Annotated in this window: 20 protein-coding genes; 14 read left to right on the top strand and 6 right to left on the bottom strand. The window is 42.8% G+C overall.

The annotated features are described in order from the left end of the window. Positions 1–71: 71 nt before the first annotated feature. The 3 genes from ADHAQ_RS24075 to ADHAQ_RS0100890 all read right to left on the bottom strand — a co-directional run bounded on the left by ADHAQ_RS24075 (position 72) and on the right by ADHAQ_RS0100890 (position 3,921). Positions 72–2,219 (bottom strand): TraM recognition domain-containing protein, encoded by a 2,148-nt coding sequence (locus ADHAQ_RS24075; RefSeq protein WP_051359619.1) that lies wholly within the window; start codon positions 2,217–2,219, stop codon positions 72–74. Positions 2,220–2,391: 172 nt separating this feature from the next. Then, positions 2,392–3,414: a DUF5712 family protein gene (locus ADHAQ_RS24080; RefSeq protein WP_051359620.1), complete on the bottom strand. Its 1,023-nt coding sequence runs from the start codon at positions 3,412–3,414 to the stop codon at positions 2,392–2,394. 30 nt (positions 3,415–3,444) lie between these two features. Beyond that, the gene (locus tag ADHAQ_RS0100890; protein WP_026461328.1) at positions 3,445–3,921 is read right to left on the bottom strand and encodes a BfmA/BtgA family mobilization protein; all 477 of its coding nucleotides are present in this window, start codon (positions 3,919–3,921) and stop codon (positions 3,445–3,447) included. 857 nt (positions 3,922–4,778) lie between these two features. On the opposite strand from ADHAQ_RS0100890, the gene ADHAQ_RS0100895 reads away from it, so the two are divergent. The 4 genes from ADHAQ_RS0100895 (at position 4,779) to ADHAQ_RS0100910 (ending at position 8,942) form a co-directional block, all read left to right on the top strand. Beyond that, on the top strand, positions 4,779–5,504 hold the full coding sequence (locus tag ADHAQ_RS0100895; RefSeq protein WP_026461329.1) for a ParA family protein: 726 nt from the start codon (positions 4,779–4,781) through the stop codon (positions 5,502–5,504). A 4-nt stretch (positions 5,505–5,508) separates the two neighbouring features. Beyond that, a complete protein-coding gene (locus ADHAQ_RS0100900; RefSeq protein ID WP_026461330.1) occupies positions 5,509–6,063 on the top strand; it encodes a hypothetical protein in 555 nt (184 codons plus the stop codon). A 615-nt stretch (positions 6,064–6,678) separates the two neighbouring features. Then, the gene (locus ADHAQ_RS24085) at positions 6,679–7,620 is read left to right on the top strand and encodes a replication initiation protein (RefSeq protein WP_051359621.1); all 942 of its coding nucleotides are present in this window, start codon (positions 6,679–6,681) and stop codon (positions 7,618–7,620) included. Between the two features lie 335 nt (positions 7,621–7,955). Further along, positions 7,956–8,942 (top strand): hypothetical protein, encoded by a 987-nt coding sequence (locus ADHAQ_RS0100910; RefSeq protein WP_026461331.1) that lies wholly within the window; start codon positions 7,956–7,958, stop codon positions 8,940–8,942. Positions 8,943–9,113: 171 nt separating this feature from the next. On the opposite strand, the gene ADHAQ_RS0100915 is transcribed toward ADHAQ_RS0100910, so the two are convergent. The 3 genes from ADHAQ_RS0100915 to ADHAQ_RS0100925 form a co-directional block, all read right to left on the bottom strand. Then, the gene (locus tag ADHAQ_RS0100915; protein WP_026461332.1) at positions 9,114–9,299 is read right to left on the bottom strand and encodes a hypothetical protein; all 186 of its coding nucleotides are present in this window, start codon (positions 9,297–9,299) and stop codon (positions 9,114–9,116) included. A 314-nt stretch (positions 9,300–9,613) separates the two neighbouring features. Beyond that, positions 9,614–11,509 (bottom strand): toprim domain-containing protein, encoded by a 1,896-nt coding sequence (locus tag ADHAQ_RS0100920; protein ID WP_157433307.1) that lies wholly within the window; start codon positions 11,507–11,509, stop codon positions 9,614–9,616. A gap of 93 nt (positions 11,510–11,602) precedes the next feature. Continuing rightward, a complete protein-coding gene (locus ADHAQ_RS0100925) occupies positions 11,603–11,980 on the bottom strand; it encodes a hypothetical protein (RefSeq protein ID WP_026461334.1) in 378 nt (125 codons plus the stop codon). A gap of 294 nt (positions 11,981–12,274) precedes the next feature. Here ADHAQ_RS0100925 and ADHAQ_RS0100930 point away from each other — a divergent pair, with 294 nt between their 5' ends. The 10 genes from ADHAQ_RS0100930 (at position 12,275) to ADHAQ_RS0100975 (ending at position 22,279) form a co-directional block, all read left to right on the top strand. Further along, the gene (locus ADHAQ_RS0100930) at positions 12,275–12,943 is read left to right on the top strand and encodes a hypothetical protein (RefSeq protein ID WP_026461335.1); all 669 of its coding nucleotides are present in this window, start codon (positions 12,275–12,277) and stop codon (positions 12,941–12,943) included. Positions 12,944–13,110: 167 nt separating this feature from the next. Then, a complete protein-coding gene (locus ADHAQ_RS0100935; protein WP_051359622.1) occupies positions 13,111–13,515 on the top strand; it encodes a hypothetical protein in 405 nt (134 codons plus the stop codon). Positions 13,516–13,527: 12 nt separating this feature from the next. Continuing rightward, positions 13,528–13,857, top strand: a complete 330-nt coding sequence (locus tag ADHAQ_RS0100940; RefSeq protein WP_026461337.1) for a hypothetical protein — start codon at positions 13,528–13,530, stop codon at positions 13,855–13,857. Continuing rightward, positions 13,829–16,423 (top strand): VirB4 family type IV secretion system protein, encoded by a 2,595-nt coding sequence (locus ADHAQ_RS24090; RefSeq protein WP_051359623.1) that lies wholly within the window; start codon positions 13,829–13,831, stop codon positions 16,421–16,423. The genes ADHAQ_RS0100940 and ADHAQ_RS24090 overlap by 29 nt, the downstream gene beginning before the upstream one ends. Before the next feature lie 7 nt (positions 16,424–16,430). Further along, positions 16,431–17,780, top strand: a complete 1,350-nt coding sequence (locus ADHAQ_RS0100950; protein ID WP_157433308.1) for a TraJ family protein — start codon at positions 16,431–16,433, stop codon at positions 17,778–17,780. Positions 17,781–17,813: 33 nt separating this feature from the next. Continuing rightward, positions 17,814–18,578, top strand: a complete 765-nt coding sequence (locus ADHAQ_RS24095) for a hypothetical protein (RefSeq protein ID WP_051359624.1) — start codon at positions 17,814–17,816, stop codon at positions 18,576–18,578. 23 nt (positions 18,579–18,601) lie between these two features. Beyond that, entirely contained in the window at positions 18,602–19,459 is an 858-nt protein-coding gene (locus ADHAQ_RS0100960) for a DUF4138 domain-containing protein (protein WP_026461339.1), read from the top strand. Between the two features lie 15 nt (positions 19,460–19,474). Next, positions 19,475–20,824 (top strand): conjugative transposon protein TraM, encoded by a 1,350-nt coding sequence (traM, locus tag ADHAQ_RS0100965; RefSeq protein ID WP_026461340.1) that lies wholly within the window; start codon positions 19,475–19,477, stop codon positions 20,822–20,824. 29 nt (positions 20,825–20,853) lie between these two features. Next, positions 20,854–21,738 carry a hypothetical protein gene (locus ADHAQ_RS0100970; protein WP_026461341.1) on the top strand — a complete coding sequence of 295 codons (885 nt, stop codon included), beginning with the start codon at positions 20,854–20,856 and terminating at the stop codon, positions 21,736–21,738. Between the two features lies 1 nt (position 21,739). Then, a complete protein-coding gene (locus ADHAQ_RS0100975) occupies positions 21,740–22,279 on the top strand; it encodes a hypothetical protein (RefSeq protein ID WP_026461342.1) in 540 nt (179 codons plus the stop codon). Positions 22,280–22,364 lie beyond the last annotated feature (85 nt).

Below are 22,364 nucleotides of genomic sequence, written 5' to 3' on the forward strand. Positions count from 1 at the left end.
GATCTTTCTATGTTATTCAATATACGAAAAAAAGGCCAGAGTAACTAGCCCAAAATAGCCGAATTAGCTTGTCACTCTTCGGTTACAGCAAACATATTGGGATACATTTCTACCGTTTCCTTTACTTGGTCGCGTACCTTTTGAAAATTTGCCTGGATTATCTGCTTTTGAACCTCCTCATTAATATCTTCTTCCTCGCCCGAAAAAACCGCAAATGGCTCCAAAGTGTGTACCTCGGTCGGGGCATCGCTCCGGTCAATCGTACCCTGAAAAAAAACGAGGTCCGTTTCAACGGTTTGCCCGATAAATTCGCCTTGTTCTAAACTGACAGCATCCTGTATCCGGACCAAATTACGTTCCTGGTAACTAATACTTTCGTTCTGGCTCCGGTTCCGGTGGCCGGTACCGCCGGTGCTACTGCCGCTGCTGGTAGAAATCATTTGTTTATCTTCCCGCCCTACAATTTTAGAAATCAGTTCTGCTGTTTCCATATTATTTACTTTCCCGATAAACCAGTTATTTAAGTTACTTATCATAACCTGCATTTTATCACGACCATACGCATCTACCATCTGGCTTAAATCCTGGCTCATGTAAATCGTGGCAATTTTATTGCTCCGGGCGGTTGCCGGAATGACTTCCAATCCCGGCACATAAATCGTTGCTGCCTCATCCAAGAAAACATAGCTGGGGTGCTTACGCTGCTGGTTCATAAGTTTTAAGGCCACTGTAATAATGCAACTGATTACCGGAGAAAAGGTATCTTTCAGGGTGGGGTCATTGCCGATGCACAGTAATTTAGGCTGCTTCGGGTCGTTTAGATTTAACGAAAAACCCTCCCCTTTACTTTCATCAGGCGTTAATACCCAAACAATTTCCGGGCTGTTAATACGGCTCAGGATAATTTGTAATGTAGCTACTACCCCGGCAATCTGTTTTTCGGCTTTCTGCTCTACAGCGGTTATCAGGCTCCGCACCATATCGCCACACTCGATATCAGTATCTAGCATAGAAAGAACGTGCCTGAAATCTTTATGCAAGGCGGTGGCCACTACATGCGGAATGGTGCAATGCACAGGATAGTTTTTGCGGTAAAACCAGATAATAGCCGTTAAATAAGCAATAGCCGAGGTACTGAAAAATTCGCCGGAATTCTTAATGGTATTGGTATTAAGATTATTGATTATTGCCCGGCTATATTCTTCGGCAAAGGCCACTACCGGCATTTCCTCCGGACGTAACGGATTCAGGCGCTGGGTTCGGGTTAAATCCCGGAAATTAATAATATGTAATTCCACCGCTGGTTCATTGTCTCCATTTTGAGAAGCCAAGGTTAAGGCTCTTTGGGCTACCTCTGCCAGAACCGGAAACTTAAAATCATAAATCAGTCCAGCCCAATTTTTAGCGGCTAGTTGTTCAATTACTGGTTCCCCGATACTAAAGGTCTTACCAGCTCCGGCTCCCCCTAATACCAACGTTCCCCGAAAGGCATTTGGCACATTAATAAAACCTCCTTCCTGGGTTGGCAAGCTAAACCCGCTTTCAGAATCAATTTTTTTCCGCTGGGTAGTCAAACCGAATTCAGGTTGTTTATTTCTTGCCTGGACTAAACCTGCCACTAGCGGGCAGGCAATGCCCAGGAATATTGCTGCGGGATACCCGTACAGAATAAAATCAGGGGTAAATTTTGCAATTGTTAAAAGAAAATACCCCCCTAATAAATAAAAGCCCCCACAAATTAGAAAAATTAGATTTTTACTTTTCCCAGAAATTCGTTTTGGTTTGGCCATACCTGCTTTCCTGGCTGGCGCTTTTGGCACAAAAAATAGAAAAAGAGCCGCTGTCAAAATAATAAGCCGAAGGCAGGTACCAGCTTTACGGTAAAAACCATCTGCTTTTAAAAGTAATTTTTGCTTAACTCCCAATTTAGTTTGGACCGGCATCGGCTTGGAATGCTTTGATTTATCAGCTACCGGTAAGCTTGCCTTGCCCTGATGTATTTGTTTCCGTTTAGCTAATTGTTGTTTTAGTTGCAATTGGCGTGCTACCGCCTTCTGCTTTGGTGTTAATTCAGGATTTGTATTCCGCCAGGCCCGAAGTTCAATAATTTCATTTTGGTGGGTCAAAACATAAAAATCACCATACAAAATCACCAGCAATATTAATCCTATAATTAAAAAAAGACTTTGGGTTTGGGATGCTGATTTTGATGTAAGCATAACAGAAGCATACTATTAAAATTGAATACCTAGGCCAGATTTAAATTATTGCGGATCTGCGGCACCTGGTAAATCTTTCTAATCACGAATACTTTTAATTTGGGTTACTCCTACTATTAAATTTTATGCTTTATAATTTAACATTTGCAAAATGGAAGTCCTTAATACCCGGCTAATCAATTTCGATTTCTCCTTTTTTGGGTCGTTTCCCCTCCCCTATCTCCTCGGTTTTAGTGTTCGAATTAGTACCAGAATGAAGAGCCTGCTGTAACGCATATATCAGATTCCGGGTAGGTGCACTGGTAGATTTATTTTGCTCCCGTCCAGTTTCCAGCAAGTGGTAAGCATTATCAATCGGTTTACCTTGTTGAGCTTTCAGTTCTACCCTGTTTAAAGAACGATAAAATGTTTTATCGTAATTACGACCATTAGCTATATTATTCACTCGTTCCGCATCAAGTCGCTGCGCTGGTGGCACAATTGTATTAATTATGTTAACTCGCTCCCGAATACGGAGAGCCCGGACCGCATCCCGGCTGGGGTCGCGCTGCTTAACCTTAATCTTTTCTTTCTCCTGGGCAGTGTATCTAAAATGTTTTTCAAAGAGTTGTCCGGATTTACGTTGCCAGTCTATTAAATTAAACCGCTCCTTTCTTGCATTCGGATTTAACGTAATTTTTTGTTCCCGGTCCCGGGCACTCACAATAACATGAACATGGGTTTGCAATCCCGGCCGTTTTTCTCCAACTTTTGCCGTACCGGCCAATACCTCTTTATCTGTTCCCCGGTAACTCCGGTAATGGTGAATAGCTGCACCCCAAACTAAATTCTGAGAAGTAAGTTGCCGGTCCTCCTTTAACTTATAATTTTGAGCATACAGCTCCATCACCTGGCGCGTGTAAAATTTTAGGAGTTGTTCATCATTTTTGATATGCGAAAGTTCATCCGCGCTGGGACTGATGATAAGGGAATAAAACTTTGCATCCTTTCCCGACAGCCCTTTTACATTGGTATCGATGTCCTGCCTTACCTGTTCAGATGTTAATTTATCTTCTTCCTGATTAAAGAAAATGTCCGAATTCTCCTGCTCTCGTTTGGCTTCCTGCACTAAATAGTTCAAAGTTTGCAGGCTACTTCCATTATTATTGTAAGCTGCTAAACCATGGGTTTTTGGATTAATGAGCTTGATGTACATACCTTATAGATTGCTTAAAACCTAATGTACTTATTCTTTCTTCTTTAACTTTCCGGGGGCAATTTCTTTGGCAGAATCAAAAATAATTTTCAACTGCCCATTAATGGCTTCGTCGTTTTGCGCCCGTAACGTTTTAATTTTATCTTTATTTTTGCGCAAATCATCGTCCTGAAAGGTGCTCAAAATAACTTCCTGCAAACGCAATACCCGGTCAGTGGTTACCCGGGAACGAATCATTTCTTCCAACATAATGACAAACAAACCTCGCTCCTGCTCTTGCATATACCCAAAAATCCGGTCTCCCAGGCGTTTGATATCCTGCATGATTAACGCTCCTTCCCTGGCTTCAATTTCCACTGGATTTAAACCTCGTACCCCAAAATAACTAACCGCGGCATCTACATATTCGACCGCAGTTAATCCCAAACGTTTCGATTCTTTGATTAATAAATGATGCGTATCGGCGTGAATTCGGGCGGTGGTCGTACTTCCTTCGTGCTTCGTCATATCCTTTAAATCAAGACAGATTACTTTACCTTTTCTACAATAGAATACTGATTTTTAACATCTTAGTTTTTAATTTCTACAATTTTAAGCTCTGCTTAAATACAAGCAATTATAAATCAATTCGTTAGAATTGCATTTGCAATGCTCTTCTTGCTAAGAAAAAGAAATTATCCTTGCTAAGAAAAAGAAATTATCCTTGAATGCTCTGTACAGGCCTCTATAGCCCCAAATGGAAGATGTAATATCTTATAAGATTATATTTTAACATTTTTATAAAGTTATAACACCAGGAATAATTCAAAACTTTTTCCATTTTTATAATGTTATACAATTATAAGATTATAATACTCCATCATACGCAAAATTTAATTTAAATTCCAGCACTCTTATAGAATTATAATAGCATAATTTAACATTCCTATAACACGGCATAATTATAACCATATTATCTTATAATTTTATAAACTTATTACATTATACTATTATAAATATGCATAATTATAATTGTATAATATTAAAGTTTTATAATAATTCATTGTTATAAAATTATTGTTTTATAAAAGCATAATTAGCTATAACTATAAGGGTATAGAATAATAATAGTGTTATTGTATAATTTTATAATTATATAGCTAGTCATTTTTATAAAGTTATAAAATAACATATATATAAAATTATAACACTATACAATTATCATTATTCATATTTATCCTTCTATAAGATTATAATATTATTTGATTATATTTCTATAGAACCGAACTCTTATATTGCTATAAACTTATAATTTTATAGATTTGTGAACTGAAATATAAATTTCAGGATTTAAAAAGGTTGGATATAGGGATTTAAATTCAGTTATGAAAATAGTAAGTTTTGCCACCCAGAAGGGTGGTTCAGGAAAATCAACATTAACATTGATTCTGGCGGCAGCGCTGGCCATTGACTATAAACTAAAAATTGCTGTCCTGGATTGTGATTACCAGCAAAGTATTGTAAAAACCCGAAATCAAATTGATGAAGAGAGTTTACAATTGCTAAAAGAATCCAATCCGGAGGCAGCATATCCTTTTGATATATTTTCCATTGCCTTGGGTGGGATATTTGATTTTATTGATAACCCGGAAAATGATTACGATTTGGTATTTATTGATGTACCAGGCCGGGCCGATGGTGACGATGTATTTAATGCCTTGACGGCCTGTGATGCGGTGATTGTTCCCTTAGTTGCTGATTACCTCGACCGGGCCAGTACCGCCGAATTTATGAATATCTTACACACCATTAAGGTAGAAGCGGATAAAGCTGAAATTCCATTTGAATATTTTGGTATTTCTACGAAGCGGTCAAATAACAAAGAAGAGCAGGAAATGGATGAATATGTGGATGCGCTGGGGTTAACCCGTCTTAAATCATCGCTTAGCTATCGGGCTGCATACAAAAGAGCCTCAACCTTATATAGCCTCACTACTCCGGCATATCTGCGGTACGTGGGCGGGGATAAGCATGTGGCGGAAGAAATACATGCCATTTGTAATGAATTAATTGAACGCATGGAATTACCGGTTAAAACAATAACAGAATAAGAAAATGGCTGAGCAAGATAAAAACCTTTCCGATTCACCGGAAAAAAATCAGGTTAAGAAACCAGGTACTCCAAAATTCGGGAAAGCCCGCATCATCGTGCCGCAAGCTTCCAGGGATGCAGCCCGCTCCACGATGGCAGGGGAGGCCATGACCAAAAGTGCAGCCGTTGCCCCAGTCGAACCTAGTATTATGGAACCGGAAAAAGTTATTCCACCAGCGGAACCTGAACCTGAAAATAATAGTAGGGGAGGGGAGGAGCTTACAAATTCTCCGGAAGCGACCGCATTAACGGCTGATGTACCGGCTACGGTAACGAACAGTACGAAAAGTAAAGCGTCTAACCGACAACACCCGCCCGTGGTAGAAAATATCCCGGAAGAAACGAAGAATGTACGTTTATTAAATTCTTTATGGCTGGATGCGAAATTTAACCTGGTTCAATTAAATGGCACCGACGGACCGAAAAATTTAACGGATTATGCCCAGGAAGCTTTTAAATTATACGAAAAGCACTTAGTCAAAACCGGAAAAATTAGCCGGACCCGGTCTGATAGATAATCCCTGGATGACAAAAGCTAGTTTTTATCTCAGTAATTTACAAATTAATAGTAAATTATATGATTTTTTAGAGTTAAAGCTAGTTTTCATCAGCCAAAAGCTAGGTTTTATCAGTCACAGAGACACTTTCAAACGTCTGTTACTAAATAATTTAGCAATCTCCGGCACAAGCACCGGATCAACTGATGAAAACTAGCTTTTAAACATAATACTTATATTTTTTATTTAAATAATGCAATTTGCGCGCGCAATTCCTTTACTTTATCTGATCATTTGTTGCTTTTCTCTTTTTTTTATTAATTTCGGTCGAACCAAATCCTTAAAAGCCTTTTCCTTTTAACTACAAACTTGTAGTATTTTAAATATTTGTATAGTATTTGCAGGGGCTGTAGTTATTTAATTATCAATGGGTTACAAGCGATTTAAGCTAGGTTTCATCAGTGAAAAGCAAGGTTTCATCAGTCTAGAACTAGGTTTAATCCTTCAAAAGCTAGGTTTAATAAGCATAAAAGCAAGGTTTTATCAGTGAAAAGCTAGTGTATTTTTTTATACTTGTTTTATCTGGTTTCTTTACTATATTTGTTGCAATGTTGTACAATTTAGGGTAGTAATCCCATGTCTAAAGAATTAACAAGGGAACAGGAGCCGCACAAGCTGGAAATCCGGCAACATAACGCCATAACTACCGCGCGTTATGAAATGTCTGCCATTGAAATGGATATTTCCTTTTTCCTGCTTTCCAAATTACGGGCGGATGATAAACCGGGCACTAAATACCAAATTTCGGTAAAAGAACTACAGGAAGCAACCGGCCGGCAATGGCACCACGGCCAGTTCCTGGAAGCAACTTCAGCCCTCCGCAGCCGAGAATACGTATTTGAGGATAACAAAACCGTCTTGCAGGTAGGTTTACTGGCTTCAGCGCTGCACCGGAAGGGAGAAGGCATGATTGAACTGGAGATATCCGAAAACATCCGGCCTTATTTAATCGATTTAAAAAACAATTTCACCAGCTTCCAGCTCCAGGCCGCGTTTATGCTACCCAGTAAATGGGCTAAACGCATTTACCAGATTGCCAGCCAGTGGAAGGACATTGGGGAAACGAAAATCTATTCTATTGATGATTTAAAGGTTATTCTCCACTTAAAAGACCCAAAAAACAAAGAAAAAGAGCAATACTCGTCTATTTCTTTATTTAAGAAAAATGTCCTGGACATTGCCGTAGAACAAATTAATAAATTTACGGATTTGCGCATCAGTTACGTCATGACCAAGAAAGGACGTAATTTTACCCACATCCGGTTTTATGTAAATAAGCAGACTGTTCAGCAGTTACCGCTCCCCTTTGAGCTGCCGACAGATGATGTGCGTAAGCAAAATGCCCGCACTATCCTGGATAGCTTGAATATCATTGAAGAAAAATTGGTAAATAAAATATTATACGATGAAGATTTACTGAACAAATTATTTCAGTACAGTTATAAATTGAAAACCGATAAAATTAAAGCAACCAAAAACGCAGGAGGTTTATTCCTGAAAATTGCCGGTTTAGTTTAAAAGCTAGGTTTCATCAGTGAAAAGCTAGGTTTCATCAGTGAAAAACATAAAACAAGATAATAATCTTAGCTTCAATTAGTACAGACTATTTGAATGTATTTATAAAATTGCAATTGAAAAATTAGTCTAAGAATTTCAAGCCAAATAAATTTTAAATTTTACAATTGCAAAATCAATTCCTTCGCTTGCTCATACCCAATATCTCTTTCTAATTTTTACCCTATAATAAGTTAAAATAGATAATATTTATTGTATCTTTTTTGATACTTTTTCGTATTATATTATATACATAATTTAACAATTGTTAAATACTCAAATTATAAAAATTAGAAATCATGTCAACTCAAAGCACGAATCTGGAGAAAGCAAATAACTGGGATGCCATCTGTTTTCCGGTAAAAGAGGAAAAGTTGCAAACTTTATTACCAGGCAATTATAATTTATTGCCATCAGATCGCCAACGGGCAATTGTAGGTTCTATGCCGGACGGTACTCAACACATTTTTGCCTTACAGAGTGATGAATATACCTTAATTTCAAATGATTTACTCCGCTCCGTCGTGGATAGCGTAGCAGTAGATTATAAAATTGATGCCCGGTACTCCTCCCGTGGTGACTTTAGTATTAATATAATTTTGCCGGATAGTTTAAAAGTGGGAGAGGAGCGGATTTATAAAAATTTAATCATTAATAATTCTTACACCGGCAAAAGCCCTTTTAATATTCAAGGTTCTTCTATTGAATCTACCAATGAAGAAAAAGTAAAAGTATCTTATTACCGTCAGATTTGTTCCAATGGCTTAATGGGCTGGGCCGATGAATTTATGACCTATGAAGAATATTTTAATTGGCTGGCAAATGGGCAACCGAAAAAATACCTGGATGCGTTGAAAGAGAAAGTGGAACACGTAAACATTGAACGCATTAAAAAAGAAGAAAAAATCCTGGCCGAAACCTTCCACCATAAAGGGCTAAACCTGGAATTCTTTCAGGAACATTTAACTAATATCTTGCGAAATTTTGTATCTCAAAAAGATTCTGTTACCGGCTCGGTTTATAACAAATTAGTTCAGGTAGCGATGCCTACGGATGCCGCTATCCAGCAAGTTATAGGTGAATCCGGATTACCTAAAAAATTGGCTACGCTGGCCGTAGAGCGGTTACGGGAGGAAGAAAAACTATTGGAAACCGAAGCCAACTTATGGCTCGTGTACAATGCCGCCAACTATGCTCTATTTAATGGCAAATCAGCGCTGACCATCAATGAACGGTTCAAAGCCGACCAGAAAGCCTTTAACAATATTGCTGCCCTGGCTTTATAAGAATTGGCTTAAAAGAAAGAAATAGGTGGGTGGATTGGCTCACCTATTTTTTTGCCTTCCCCGTTCCAAACTCCAGATTTCTAATTTTTAAACATTTTTCCCCGGCCGCCCCTTTTCCTGGCAAATGGTGAATTCGTCATTTTTGCGAGCGCTCCATTTGCTTTTTCTTTTTTAAATAGGGTAGGAGCAGGGTAATGCTGTCCGGGAGGGTCCATAAAGGTAAACTAGAATGGTTGCCTCCCGGATAGGTTTATCCTGCCCTCTGATGGCTGATCCGGCTAATGCCGGTAAAACAACAGGCCGGGCGGGTTTGCCTTTTTGCAAATCGGCCTGGCACCGAATTAAAATTTCTCTCATCAGGAAGGGGAGGGCGGTGTAGAAATGGGGCTGCAGGTGAAGGGTAACGGAACCAACATCCCCATTTCTACATGGCGCTACCCGACTTTCAGTTAAGGCCTCGCGTTAGGGATACCGGCCACTTGTCTGCATATAACCGGTTTTTGCTCCGGTTTTATAGGTGGCCGCCGCAGGGGAGTAGCCCGGCTGTAGGCAACGCCCACGTAAAAATGAAAAGGGCAGTAGGGGAAAAAGTCCCTTACTACCTAGAATTAGAGGAAATCATACTTATACTTATAATAAAGCCCTATTTTTAATTAAGACTTTCTAAACTATTAACGACTTATTTCTTGCTGACTTGGGCGCGACAGCTCTACCTTTTGAGCGGCATCTTTTCTTTTAGCCCGGTCCGTTGTATGCTCGATAACAGTATTACCCTTTTGACTCCCTACGGCCTCTATTGCTTGGGAAATCTTGCCTATTTTCGGGTCATTCAGATGATAAGAAACTTTCATTTCTGAATTTTTAAGGCCACTTTCAACCTGACTTTTTATGTCTCCCACGTTGGCCCCACTTCGCTCCAACGTATCTTTTACCGCCTCAGCCTGGCCTTTTACGCCTGAACCTTTATCAACTTCCTGTATTTTCACAATTACTTGCTTTTCACTACCAGGGTCATTACCTGCCAATGCTGCTGGAGCATTTAACAGTTCCATTTCCTTCTCCTGCCTTCTATTATCCGGAGCTAATGGTTGTACGCGGATCTGCGCTTGTTCCTGGTTAAGTAAAGTGGCTCGTTGTTGCTCTTTCACTATACGCTGCGTTTCGCGCTCCTGCTCGTCTTTGCGGACCTGCTCCCGGATTTGTTCAGTTGTTAATCCTTGTCGGGTTAATTCTAAGTCCCGGTTAAAATCTTTTGCCAACGGATATGCTACACGAACAAAATTGCTTGGGTGCCTTTCTACCTCCGGCCGCAGCTGTTCCCTTTGCCGATATAATTCCTGGCTAATTATTTCCAACTGAGCTGTATCAGCTTTAGCTACGCTCAATTTTATAACCGTATCTTTTTCCGTTGTTCGCTGAACTTTCATTTCAATGCTTGGTTCATCTTGCCCTGCATTTATACGGCCTACCTGATGAACCATATTTTTAATGCGCTCCTGACCTTCTTCGCTATTCTGATGCTGATACTCCACCCTCAAATTAGTATGGTATCTACCGGCAGTTGCATGCCATTGTATAGGGCGGCTGCTTTCCGAATAAGCTGCCTGGTCAGCAACCTCTTTAAAAGCTCTTGCCGGCTGTAAATCATTCAGATAATTAATGTTAAATTTCCTACCTCCGGCGTCTCTATCATTGGCTAAAATCAATTCCGTTGGATTTTGCTTATCAATTACACGCTGTATCAATTCAATTTGTCTTTCTGTAACGGTTCCTGCCGTTGCGATGTACATAGTGTTTTTACCGTCCTGATGCAGCTGGTGGTAGCTTAGGGAATCAATCGCACTTTCACTTACGACCAACCTTTCAATTGGCGTATCTTTCCCCTGGGTGGGATATGAAACCCAAATCCCGTCTTTGGGTAGTTCCAGCAAATTTTTAAAGCCGGTATTCTTTTGCTCAACACTGGCAAGGCCATTTTCATTATAAAGCGGAAAGGCGGTATTTCGAAAACCATGCTCGTTCTTTTCTGTTGTAAATATCCGCCCTTTGAAAGCCGGGCTATCAATAGTTTCGTCGGAAAGAGACCGGCTATGCAAGTAATGGCGGTCTGATAATTCCTTTTTTACCCCCAATACTTCGGCAATCAGCCGGGTCCGTTTTTCCTCTTCAGTTTCAATCTCTATCAATGATTTAGCGGACTTCTCCAGGCTTCTTTCAGATAAGTTGTTTTGATGTGTGGTAGACACGGAGCTTTGGGGTTCCGGAGTTTCGTTTAGATAGGCCCGTAAATGCTGCCGGACTTCTCCCAGGCTCTTATTTTCCCTGGTTTTTACAAAATCAATGATACTGCCCTTGTCCCGGTCGTCACCTGGATTAAAATAAATTTGCTTATCATCTTTTCTGGAAACAATGATATGTTCCCCATTATTTTCCAGGTGCTGCCAATCGCCGCGCTTACCTTGTTCCTTTAACTGGTAGCCTTGCTTTTGCGCATATCCGACTAAATCAATTGTTTGTTTAAATCGCTCTAATTCCTGAGGGTCATTTTCAATTAGTTTTTGTTCCATATCTCGGTGCACATTAAATTTATAAGAATTCTTTAAAATGCAAATAGCGGTGAGCACCGCTAAGACGTAAAAAATAAAAAGCCAACCTGGCTTTCAGCGAGAGGAGGGAGGGGTTATTTGGTCGATATAAGCTAACTGCTCTTTAAATTTATTTAGTTCCTCTATTCCGGCAAACAAGTATAAGTATTTGTTTTCTTCCGAGGTGGCCAAAGGATTGAGCGAAGCAGTAGTATCAAAAGATAGGGCACTCAATATTTTTTGCAACTGTAGGTATTCTTTTCTTTTGGAAGTACCGTTTTTCAGGTTAACCACGGTATTATAAGAAAATTTAAACTGGTTACAAAATGCCTTCAATTGGCCATGACCTAATACCTTCAACCGATATTGAATATACCGCAGCACCTCTGTATACCCTACAGATAAATCCGGATTAGGAAAACCCCAAGGGGCAGTAGCAACAGAAGAAGACATACTAAAGAACGTTTTTACAATTGCAAACCTACCAATATCAATAAGGTTTAATAGCTTTACAATTGAGCCCTATTAAATGCTTCTAATGTAAATAATTATATTAATAAATAAAAATAAATTCTCCGATAAATCCTCTTTTCGCTAATCATATTAACTTTTACATAACTACATTATAAGAAACGCATAACCTTAACCTAAGTTTTAAATCTACTAGGCTAGGCTAAACAATATTTTCACAACTTTAACACCATAATTACACAACTTCATAGCAACTAACCCGTTAAAGGAATCAATATGGCTCCGCCAGTATATATTATTGGTTTTATCCTAATTCCGGTAATGCTATTAATTGGCTTACTTGGATGGCGATTTTTAGGAAGTGGCAAGAATGAAAAACCTACTTTAACGAAGCGGAGCAATTACAAAGGGTTAAAAACCTTTAATTATAAATTTTCTGACTATATAATTCCTGATGCTAAAATAAGGGAAGTTTGCCCGAATGGGGAAGGCAGCCCAATTTTAAAGGAATTAGTAAGTGAGGAAGGATATGTAAAATCCAAAACAGATTCTGAAACGGCTATAGATTTTGGGAATTTGGAAGAAGATTTTTTCCCCGAAATTGAAAATAGCCCGAATCATGATAAAGTTAAGAATGATGCTATACCGACTGGTAGTAATGAGACGGCCTTAGAGCCTGGTGTTAGGCATTCCATTACAACAGACGGCGCTCCAGAAATTGAGCAGGCAGAAGGTCCCGCGCAATCTCTCTTTCATAACCCCTTGACAGCACCGGCACCAACGGACAACGACAAAAAAAACAGGGAAGCTGAAATTGCCTTAAAAAGGCGGCGACGGGCTGAATTAAAAAACAGTACCGGTTCCGCTAAAGCAGGAGTGGGTGAATTATTCTCACCGGATTCCCCTGTTAAAGTGCCTCCTCCTAAGGGCGGTGCTGACAGATAAAAATTTAACAATTGTAATTTTTAGCGATGGCTTTAAAATTAACATCCCCAGTTAAATATTTTATGGTTCCTCCTATCAATTTGCAATTGCAAACTCCTTAAAAACGGCTTTTACTTGGGATTAAGCACCCCATTTCTGTATAAATTCTACAATTTAAATATTAAACCATGTTAACCGAAATCTACAACAGGATGGCTGGCCAAGTGGCACAAACCTCCGATACACTTCAAAACCTTATTAGTAAAGGCTCCCATTATCAAGCCTCTCCGTGGGAAAAAAGACTAATGGCCACTGCCATGAGCCTGGCTTATATGCAGCAGGCAATGGCGCAGGGTGGAACCGCTGCGGCCCTGGAAGGGGTCCAGGAAACCATCATTACCATTGTACAGGTAGTTTTCTCAATTATCCTGGTGATTGGGTTAATCCGGGTAGTCATGAAATTTATAAATGGCGCTCCGGATGCGCTTTCTTCCTTAGGTTGGCTCGTGGGCGGGGTAATTTTATGGTTTGGCTTCCAGTTCTTTAAAGATGATCTAGTAGGAACTGTTGGCGGCGAAGGTGGTGTAAGATAAATTTCTGCGGGTATGCGCTCCTATAAAAGTATCGAAAAACCGGCGCAGGTCTTAGGGATGAACATTATGGACCTGGGGTTGGCTGTCGGCCTCTTTATCGGTTCCGTTTTGCTGCTGGGCTTCCTGAACATGCTGGTATCCATTCCCCGGTTAGTTTATTTGGCCGTGTTCCTCCTTGAAGTAGGTTTAATCCTGGTCATGCGCTTTTTAACCAAAACCCATCCACCCGGCTTCCTGGTCGGCTGGCTTTCTTTCCGATATGTGCAACCCCGGCGTATTTCCGTCGGCTCTATCCCTGTAGCTGCAAAGAAAGATGAAAAAAGAAAAAACCGTACCCTTTGATAAGGTCATGCCGGTACATTCCTTTGAAGATAATAAGGTTATTTTCAAAGATGGGCGGGTGGCGATTGGTTTTGCCATTGAGCCGGCAGAAATGGAAGCCTGGACCCAACAGGACTTTACGGCCTTCAATGCAGCATTGATGGGCGTATTACGCCCGCTGCCGGTCAATACCATTGTTCAGAAAACTGATATTTACTATGACCGGCCCTACCGGGAAGATAAAAAAGAGCAAACTTATTTCGAAGGAAAAATGAATAAGCACTTCTTTGAAAGGCTGGTGCTGTTCCAAAAATCCTATGTATTTCTAAGTTTTGCTCCGGCCGAAATAAAACCGGTTAAAACGAATGCCTTGAATGCACTGGTTTCCCGGATGGGGGAGGCCATGCTAAAAAATCCTTTTGAAAATCTTCTGCACACCCTGGAAATAGCCGAAGCGGCTGCCCAGGAATTTGCGTCGGGTTTATCCGGAACCGGGGACGTGGAGCTGATGCGATTGGATACGGAAGAAATCAGGGCACTGTACCACCAGTATTTTAATCTCAATTTCGATTATGTACCTAAACGGCAGGAGCGGGAAATATCCAATACGCTGGGTACCCTGGCCGTAGGGGAAAATAAGGTAAATGTTATTTCCATGGTGGGGCAGGGCAGTGAGCAATTCCCGGCGGTACGCAATGCCTACGGCGTTACGGCCCCCATGCTGTACCCACTTACCAACTTTCTACAGTGCCCGCATATTTTAACGCAGGCCTTTATTATCCAGGATACCCGTGCAGCGCTCTCCAGCCTGGATACGGACCGGAAACTGAATAATTCGCTTTCCCGGCTGGCCACCCAGGATAACCAGCTACGGGCCCTTGAAATTGAACAATTCACCGCCGAAGTCCGGGCGGAAAACAAGCAGATTCTCGGCTTACATGTTTCAGTAATTCTTTGGGAAACAAATGACATTATTCGGAAAGAAAATATCGAGAAAACTATGGCCGCTTTCCGGTATATATTCGGCACGGAAAGCGTCGTCGAATCCTATTTAGCCCTACCGCTGTATTTTGGCTTGCTACCTGGCAATATCTACCAGGTGCCGGATAGATGGCTGACCACCACTGCCGACCGGGGCGTATGTTACATACATTGGACGGCCACCTATAAAAACGATAGGGTAGGAGAGTACTTCTGCGACCGCAACCGCAACCTGCTCCAGGTCAATTTATTTAATACGGACTTAGATAACCAGAATGCCATTGTCATTGGCCCATCCGGCTCGGGTAAAAGCTATACGTTTGGCTACATTGTCGTGCAGCGCCACGAACGGAAAGCCCGGCAAATTCTCATTGATATTGGTGGTACCTACCGCAATGTAGTACAATCGCTAAACGGGGCGGATTTTGAAAATACTTATTTCGAATACGACCCGGAAAACCCGATCCAATTCAATCCCTTTCTGGTACCCCGCTCCCCGGATGGCCACCAATGGGTCTATACCGACGAGAAAATAAATTTTCACCTGGCCTTACTGGCGGTACTCTGGAAAGGCGGGGCCGACAGCGCTCCCTTGAATAAATCGGAAAGGGCCATTTTAAGCCGCTTTCTGATTCAGTATTACCAGTACCTGAACACCGAAGGAAATGCCGGGCAGGCCGATGAAGAAATGCCGGGGATGGCAGGTTTCGTGCGCTTTATCCGCCACTTTGATGCCAATATGCAGGCTAACCCGGAAGTACCGGACGGTAGGGAAGAAATGCGCAGCCAGTACAAAAAGGATATGCATTATTTTGATATCCATCAATTCTTTTTGGTGCTGGCGCAATTTACCGAAGGTGGCCGTTATGAGAAAGTTTTAAATGCCCAACAGGACGTCGAGCTTTCGGAATACCGTTTAATCTGTTTTGACCTGGCCAAGGTAAAAACCGACCCGGATTTATATCCCGTGGTGGCCATGCTCATTACCGAGCTATCCCTGGATTTATTCCGCAAATTTCCGGATGATATCAAATACATTGCTTTAGATGAAGCCTGGGCGATGCTATCCGGCGGGGTGATGGAAGACTTTATTGTTTCCATGTACCGCACCATCAGGAAAACCAATGGCTCCATCACCATCATCACCCAGGGCATCGGGGAAATTGTAGAAAGCAAAATTGGATACGCGCTGATTAATAACAGTTCTACCAAAATTATCCTGCGTCACGCCAATCCGGATTCTCTTTCCCAATTGCAAACCCCGCTGGGCTTCACCAACCACGAAATGGATTTAATTAAATCTGTCCGGTCCACGGCGGATTTCCGGGAGTTCTTCATCAAGCAGGGCTCAAAGGGAAAGGTGTATATCCTGGAAGCAGCTCCGGAATTAAGTGCCATTTTAAGTTCTAAGCCGCTGGAACGGAACCATCTGAACCGCTTAGTCAAGCGCTACCAGCAGCAGCATAAGCGGTTTGTCATCGACAAAAACGGCAAAGTTAAAACCGAAAACGGATACCCGGTATTTGAAACATTTACCGAGCAACGCCTGGACTATGCGGTGGAGCAATACACAGAGGATAAACGGGCAGGCTTATTAGGAAAATAATATGGAAATGAAATTACTCTTTGTGGCTCATGGAATCAATGATGATTTTCTACGGGCTTGTGACCGTTCCCTGGAGACGGTGTTAGATGTCTGCCGTTTTATTACGCCTACGTTTATGAGCATTGCCCTGATTATCTCCATCGGGCGCGGTTACCTTTCCGGTCATGGTTTGCAGATTGATTTCTCACCTATTGTAAAAGCCTTAGCCTTATTCCTGTTGCTTTTCTTTTACCAGGATTTAATGAATATCCTGGGAGCAGGTATCAAAGGCGTTACTGCTTTGTTCGATGGTTCGGAAAATGTGGGCGTAGCCTTACAAAAACTGACTACGCCACCGGGTATTGCCGCCGCAGCGCAATCAGATAATATTGCCCCGGCAGATGTGGTAGAACAAGGGGGAACCTGGTACGCCAAAATCTATAATAGTATTGCCAATTTTTCAATAATGCATATCATCACCCAGTTCTTTACAAGTACAACGGTAATGTTGGTACGGCAAATAGTACTTTTTATCAGACAGTTTGTATTAGGATTCCTTTATGTGATTGGCCCAATTACCATTTGCCTTTCAGTTATTCCGGCCTTTTCCGGATTAGCCGGTAAATGGCTCCAGAATTTTATTGCCGTGCAGTTTTGGGCATTAACCATGAACCTGCTGGATTTGATCTATACCAATTTTGCCACGCAGGATACCACTGTGGGTGGAGTATTTGGAGGCCTTACAGATCCCGGGCAGTCGATGGATGATATTAAATTTCTGCTGATGTCCGTCTCCTTCATTATTCTGTACTGTATGGTACCCACGCTAACCAGTTATATTATTGGCTCAACAGCGGTGCAGGGCTTTATGAGTGCGGCGGTCGGAATGGCAGCCGGGGCAGCCGGTTCTGCAGTGGGAGTATTGTCACCAGCAGCCTACGGAGGCGGAGTTTCCGGGGCGTTGGGGCGCGCCCTGGGCTTTGGAAGTCCTGGTGGCGGCGGTAGTGGCAATTCAGGAGGTGGCAGCTATAGTAATGCCTTCTCTGGCGGATCTACAGCCCCATCCATGGCCACCGGAGGCGCAGCTACGGCCCCGGTTCGGTATAATGGAAGCATCAATTCGACTGCTTCGACCAGCGGCAGTTCGTTTTCTTCTGGCGGATCTGCCAGATGGGTAAATAAGTCAGCAAGTAAAAACTCGTCAGTTGTAGAAACTCCTAAAGCTGTCAGTGAAACAGGCACAGATAACGCTGCTTCTGCATCGCTGCCTACCTTGGGCGCTTCGGAAAACCTGGGAACGACGGTTCGGCAAAAGAATATACCTCCGAAACCTAATACAGATGATGAAGATGACTTAATGAACATATTCAAGGAATAAAGGCAAATTTTAGAGTAATATAATTTTCATTTTATGAGTACGATTAAAGATTTAAATACCTCTTTTAAAACGATGCGCACCATTTCTCTGGCGTGTATCATTGGCTTTGTGGTGTTGGCCATCAGCGCCGGTTTCGGCTTCTATAAAGTAACTCAGGATGCTGGTCGGCGGGTGTATGTGGTTTCCAATTCTGGCTCTTCCGCAGCACTGGCGGTGCAGGATGATACCCATACCCCTTTTGAAGCTAGGAATATGGTAAAGGGATTTATGAAAACGATGTTTGGCCACGACCAATACACTTTTAAACAAAACCTGGATGCGGCTTTACCCTTAATTGAAGGGGCAGGAGGGCGCAGAATTTTCGAAAATTTTAACCGGGGGCAGGTGCTGCAGAATTACCAGCGCTATTCCGCCCGGTCAGTACTCGAAGTAGACAGCATTTACCTCGATATGAAAACCCGCCCGTATTCTGGACGGGTGTATACCAAGCAGCGCATTTTTATCGGTGACCAGCAACGGCAAAGCCTGCCCATGGCCGCCAAATTTAACCTGGTGGAAACAGACCGCTCCGATGAAAACCCCTACGGCCTGCTGATTACGAACTTTGATTACATCGCCTACAATCCGCCGGTAAGCCGCGAAGAAAAAGAGTTTTTACAACAACAAGAATTAGAAAGACAACGAAAGCTGCGCGATGCTGCGGCAGGGGCAGGGGTACCATCAGCGCCCGGATATGCAAACCCGTCACCGGTTGACGGATCGCCGGCAACGCCAGGGGCAGTTCCTCCCGGTCAATAATTTTTTAAATCAAATTGAGTTTTATGAAAAATAGCGTCTATTTATTAGCTGTTATACTAGCTTTTGCAGTATCAACGGCACAAGCACAGAAAGTAAATCCGCTTTCGGATATTGCAGTTTCCGATTCTTCTACTACCTATATGGTTTTCAACGGGCCGGTATCCCTGGTGGATGTAGGTATGGCTAATAATTATCTGGTTAAAATTGAAGCCAATGCCGTTTTTGTCCGGGCAAAGAAAAAAAATACAGCTCCTACACCTATCCTGATTCGCTACGGTTCCAAATACTGGATGGGGCGCTTAGTATATACCCCAAGCCCGGTAATGCAATTATATGACTTTAATGAAGGCACTCCTGCCATAAATAATGGTACAGGTAGTGCCCTTTCAGGAAGTACAATCGGTAATGAACTAGCCCTAGATAAGTCAATCGAAAAAAGGGAAGTAGTTGAAAGTAAATTAGCCCAACTCCGGAAAGCTCGGGAAGAAAAACAATCGGTAGCCGTGGTAGAAAATGACCTGGTACTTTCGCTGGCCAACATTCGCAATGACAAAGATTTTACCTACCTGCGCTTTAAAGTCATCAATAAAACCAACATCGACTATAACGTTGACTTTACGGATTTCCAACTGGTAGAAAATTCGAAAAAGAAATTTCTGGGTAAAAAGAAAAACGAAGCCCGGCGGCCACTGGCTCCTTCCGGCGGAGAACTGAATCAGAATATTAACGGACGTTCAACGGGTTATCTGACCTATGCCATTCCATTGTATGCAGCCACAGAAAACGGGTACCTGGAAGTAACCTTGCGGGAACAAAACGGTGCGCGGGTATTGGTATTGCCCATTCCTTCTAAAGTTATAAACCGGGCAGCTTCCATCTAATTTAAAAAGAGCATTATGGAAAATGTAAATGAAAACCGACTGGAAAATGATTTTATAGATGCGCCGGCAGCTACTTCAACCGGCGCGAAGCGTACCCCGGGAGAGGTAGTAAAAGAGCATTGGTTTAAAATCCTGCTGGGATTGGTAATTCTTATTTTTGCCGGTCTTTTTTTCTGGTTAAAATCAGCGCAGAAAGCCGCCGAACAAAAAACCATGCCGGTGGCAGCCGCTTCAGAAAATATTGAACAGGCCATACCCGAGGCCAAAACCGATATTCTGGAAAACAAAACCCCCTCGGCTATCCTGGAGGAACAACGCAAAGCAGAACAGGAAGCCCAATATACGCAGCCAGGCCCATCCGAAGAAGAAGTAGTAAATGCTTTTGTGGTCGATACCGCCGGGCAAGCCGCCCGAAAGCGCTATCAGTTGCAATTGCAAAAAAGACAGGAACAACAAGCCCGTTCGGCCGCGCTAGAGGTAGATACGATAGAAACGACAGTTCAGGACCAATCTACCGGCCAATACCGCACGAGCCAAATAGTAGTTCCCCGTAATAATAATCGCTCCCGGAACGGGGTCCGTTCTACTGCCCGCAGCACTTCGGCTTCCGCTTACGATACCGATGGCACTCCCTTTGAAACCAATCAGGAAGTATTGCGGATGCTGGCTTCTTCTTCGCCGCAAACCCGGCAGGTCTATGAGCAAACCACCGGTAAACGGTACCGGGACCCTGGCCTGGTTAACGCGGCTAAAGAAGCGCAGGCGGCTTTACCTGGTGCCGATGGATTCAACACTTATAAGGTCGCCAATACCCGGTTTAATTCCGCCAGTACCAATAATCAGGTGGAAGCGCTTACCCCTGATGTGTTTTACAAATGCGTGATATCCGGGGAACAGAAAGTCCGTACTGGCTCCGTTGTTATTATGCGCCTGTTGGAAGATGCGGTGGTATCAGGGGTAACCTTCCCCAAAAATATGACCTTTGCCGGCATTGCTAAAGTAGAATCCAACCGGGTAACGGTGCAAATCGACCGTTTGGGCCCTACGCGGGTAAAGGCTGATATTTTTGATTTTAATTACATGCCGGGTATTATGATTGACCCGGAAAAGAAAATAGCCAAAGATGTTGACCGGGGATTATACGATATGCAGCGGCAAACCGGGCAGGAAATCAGTACGGCCATTGACCGCTCGGCTTCCGGCGCTAACTCGGTGGTAGGAGTGGCTGGTCGGGTTGCCGCCAATGCAGTGTCCCGGCCTAAAACGCGGCAACGGTTACGGGATGTGCTGTTACCGGATGGCTACCCGATATTAATTACGTCCGCAGCGGCGGGGCAAATGGCAACCGGTAGCGGAACCAATTAATTGTTTTGTTAAATTTTAAAATGTGAGGTATGAAAAAAGTGGTTATTTCCGTACTGGCAGCCGGGCTGCTGGTATTCCGTCCGAATAATACGGACGCCCAGTTTGTCGTAAACGACCCTATTCATATGGGGGTACATATCAGTGATTTTGCCAAGCGCCTGGCCCAATGGTCGGAAACCGTACAGAATTATCAGGTAATCAAAGATGCCAAAACCATAGCCGGGGTAACGAAAGAAATTACCGGAGAGGTGAAGGATTTGACTTCGGAAGGTTTGGCCTTGCAACGGCAGATTCAGGAAGACTTACGCAAGGTAAACAGCATTGTAGATTTGCGCATTTCCAACCCGGAGCAATTATTCGCGCGGGCGCTGGCCATGTCAGGAGGCAATTCCGGCACCCATTATATGCCACATTTTTCCAAGGCGCAACGCCTGCGGGTGGCCTTGCAAAACAATAATCCGGAAGAAGATATCAAAACCATATTTTCAGTTTTTTCCCGTACCTCCGGTGATTCGGATGGCCACGACCGCATGAGTTCCGCGGAATACGTTGAGCGTAGGGAAGAATCAGCCGTATCGGCTTATGCTTACGAGGAAATGAATCAGAAAAAAAAGATTCAGACAGCCCTGAATTACTATAAAATTGCCGATGAAATGACCGAACAAAGCATCGAAATGAATGCTACGCTTAAAAATCCGGGGCGCTATGCCATGACCGAAGGGGAGCGCATGGCCATGATTAATTCCTCAAATGAAAATATGGTACGGGCAATGCAGCTGCGTCAGGAAGCGGATAGGCTGATTGCCGAAAGTACGCAAAAGGGCCCGGCTCATATTGCCGCTGAAATGGTGTACACGGATCTGATTGCTCAAAAACAATTAATAGAACTCGAACGCAGAAATAAGAATAATTAAGATGAAAAAGGCACTGCTAATCTGGATACTTTTATTTGGTTTTGCCCTGCTTACCCCGGTAATGGCCCAACGGCACGTGAAGCATATCTCCGCCTGGGGTGCTCATTATGGCCGGACGGAAAATGGGGAATTTTACGAAGGTAGTTACCTGAACTACCTAACCGATAAAATCAGTGTGCGGGTTAGCGGCTTGCGGGAATTTGGTAATGTAGAGGGAGAAAGAGAATACTCGGCTTTCAGCAGTCGGGTATTCTTATCACCGCAATTTTTCCGGATAGGAGAGTTTGCTTATTTTCATTTGCTCTTAGGCGGTATGGGTTCTTATGAAAGCACCAAAGGGGTTTCAGTTCCTAGGGAAAGTAATTCAGCAAAGCGCGAGCGCATTATTTATGGCCCTCAGGCTGGCCTGGAGGTGGACATTTTCCTGCATAACCGGATTTCCCTGGTGGCTTCCGGCACCAAAGGTAAAATGTTCAACCATTCCCACCTGGACGAATGGCCGGGACATGCGGGATTTGGAATAAGATACCATTTTAGATAAATGAGAATAATCAACCATACCCGGCGATAGGTAAACAGGAAATTATTTTGGTGCATTTAAAATCATTATTCTAAATCAGAGGGCT

This window comes from Adhaeribacter aquaticus DSM 16391 (assembly GCF_000473365.1).
Taxonomy (GTDB): domain Bacteria; phylum Bacteroidota; class Bacteroidia; order Cytophagales; family Hymenobacteraceae; genus Adhaeribacter; species Adhaeribacter aquaticus.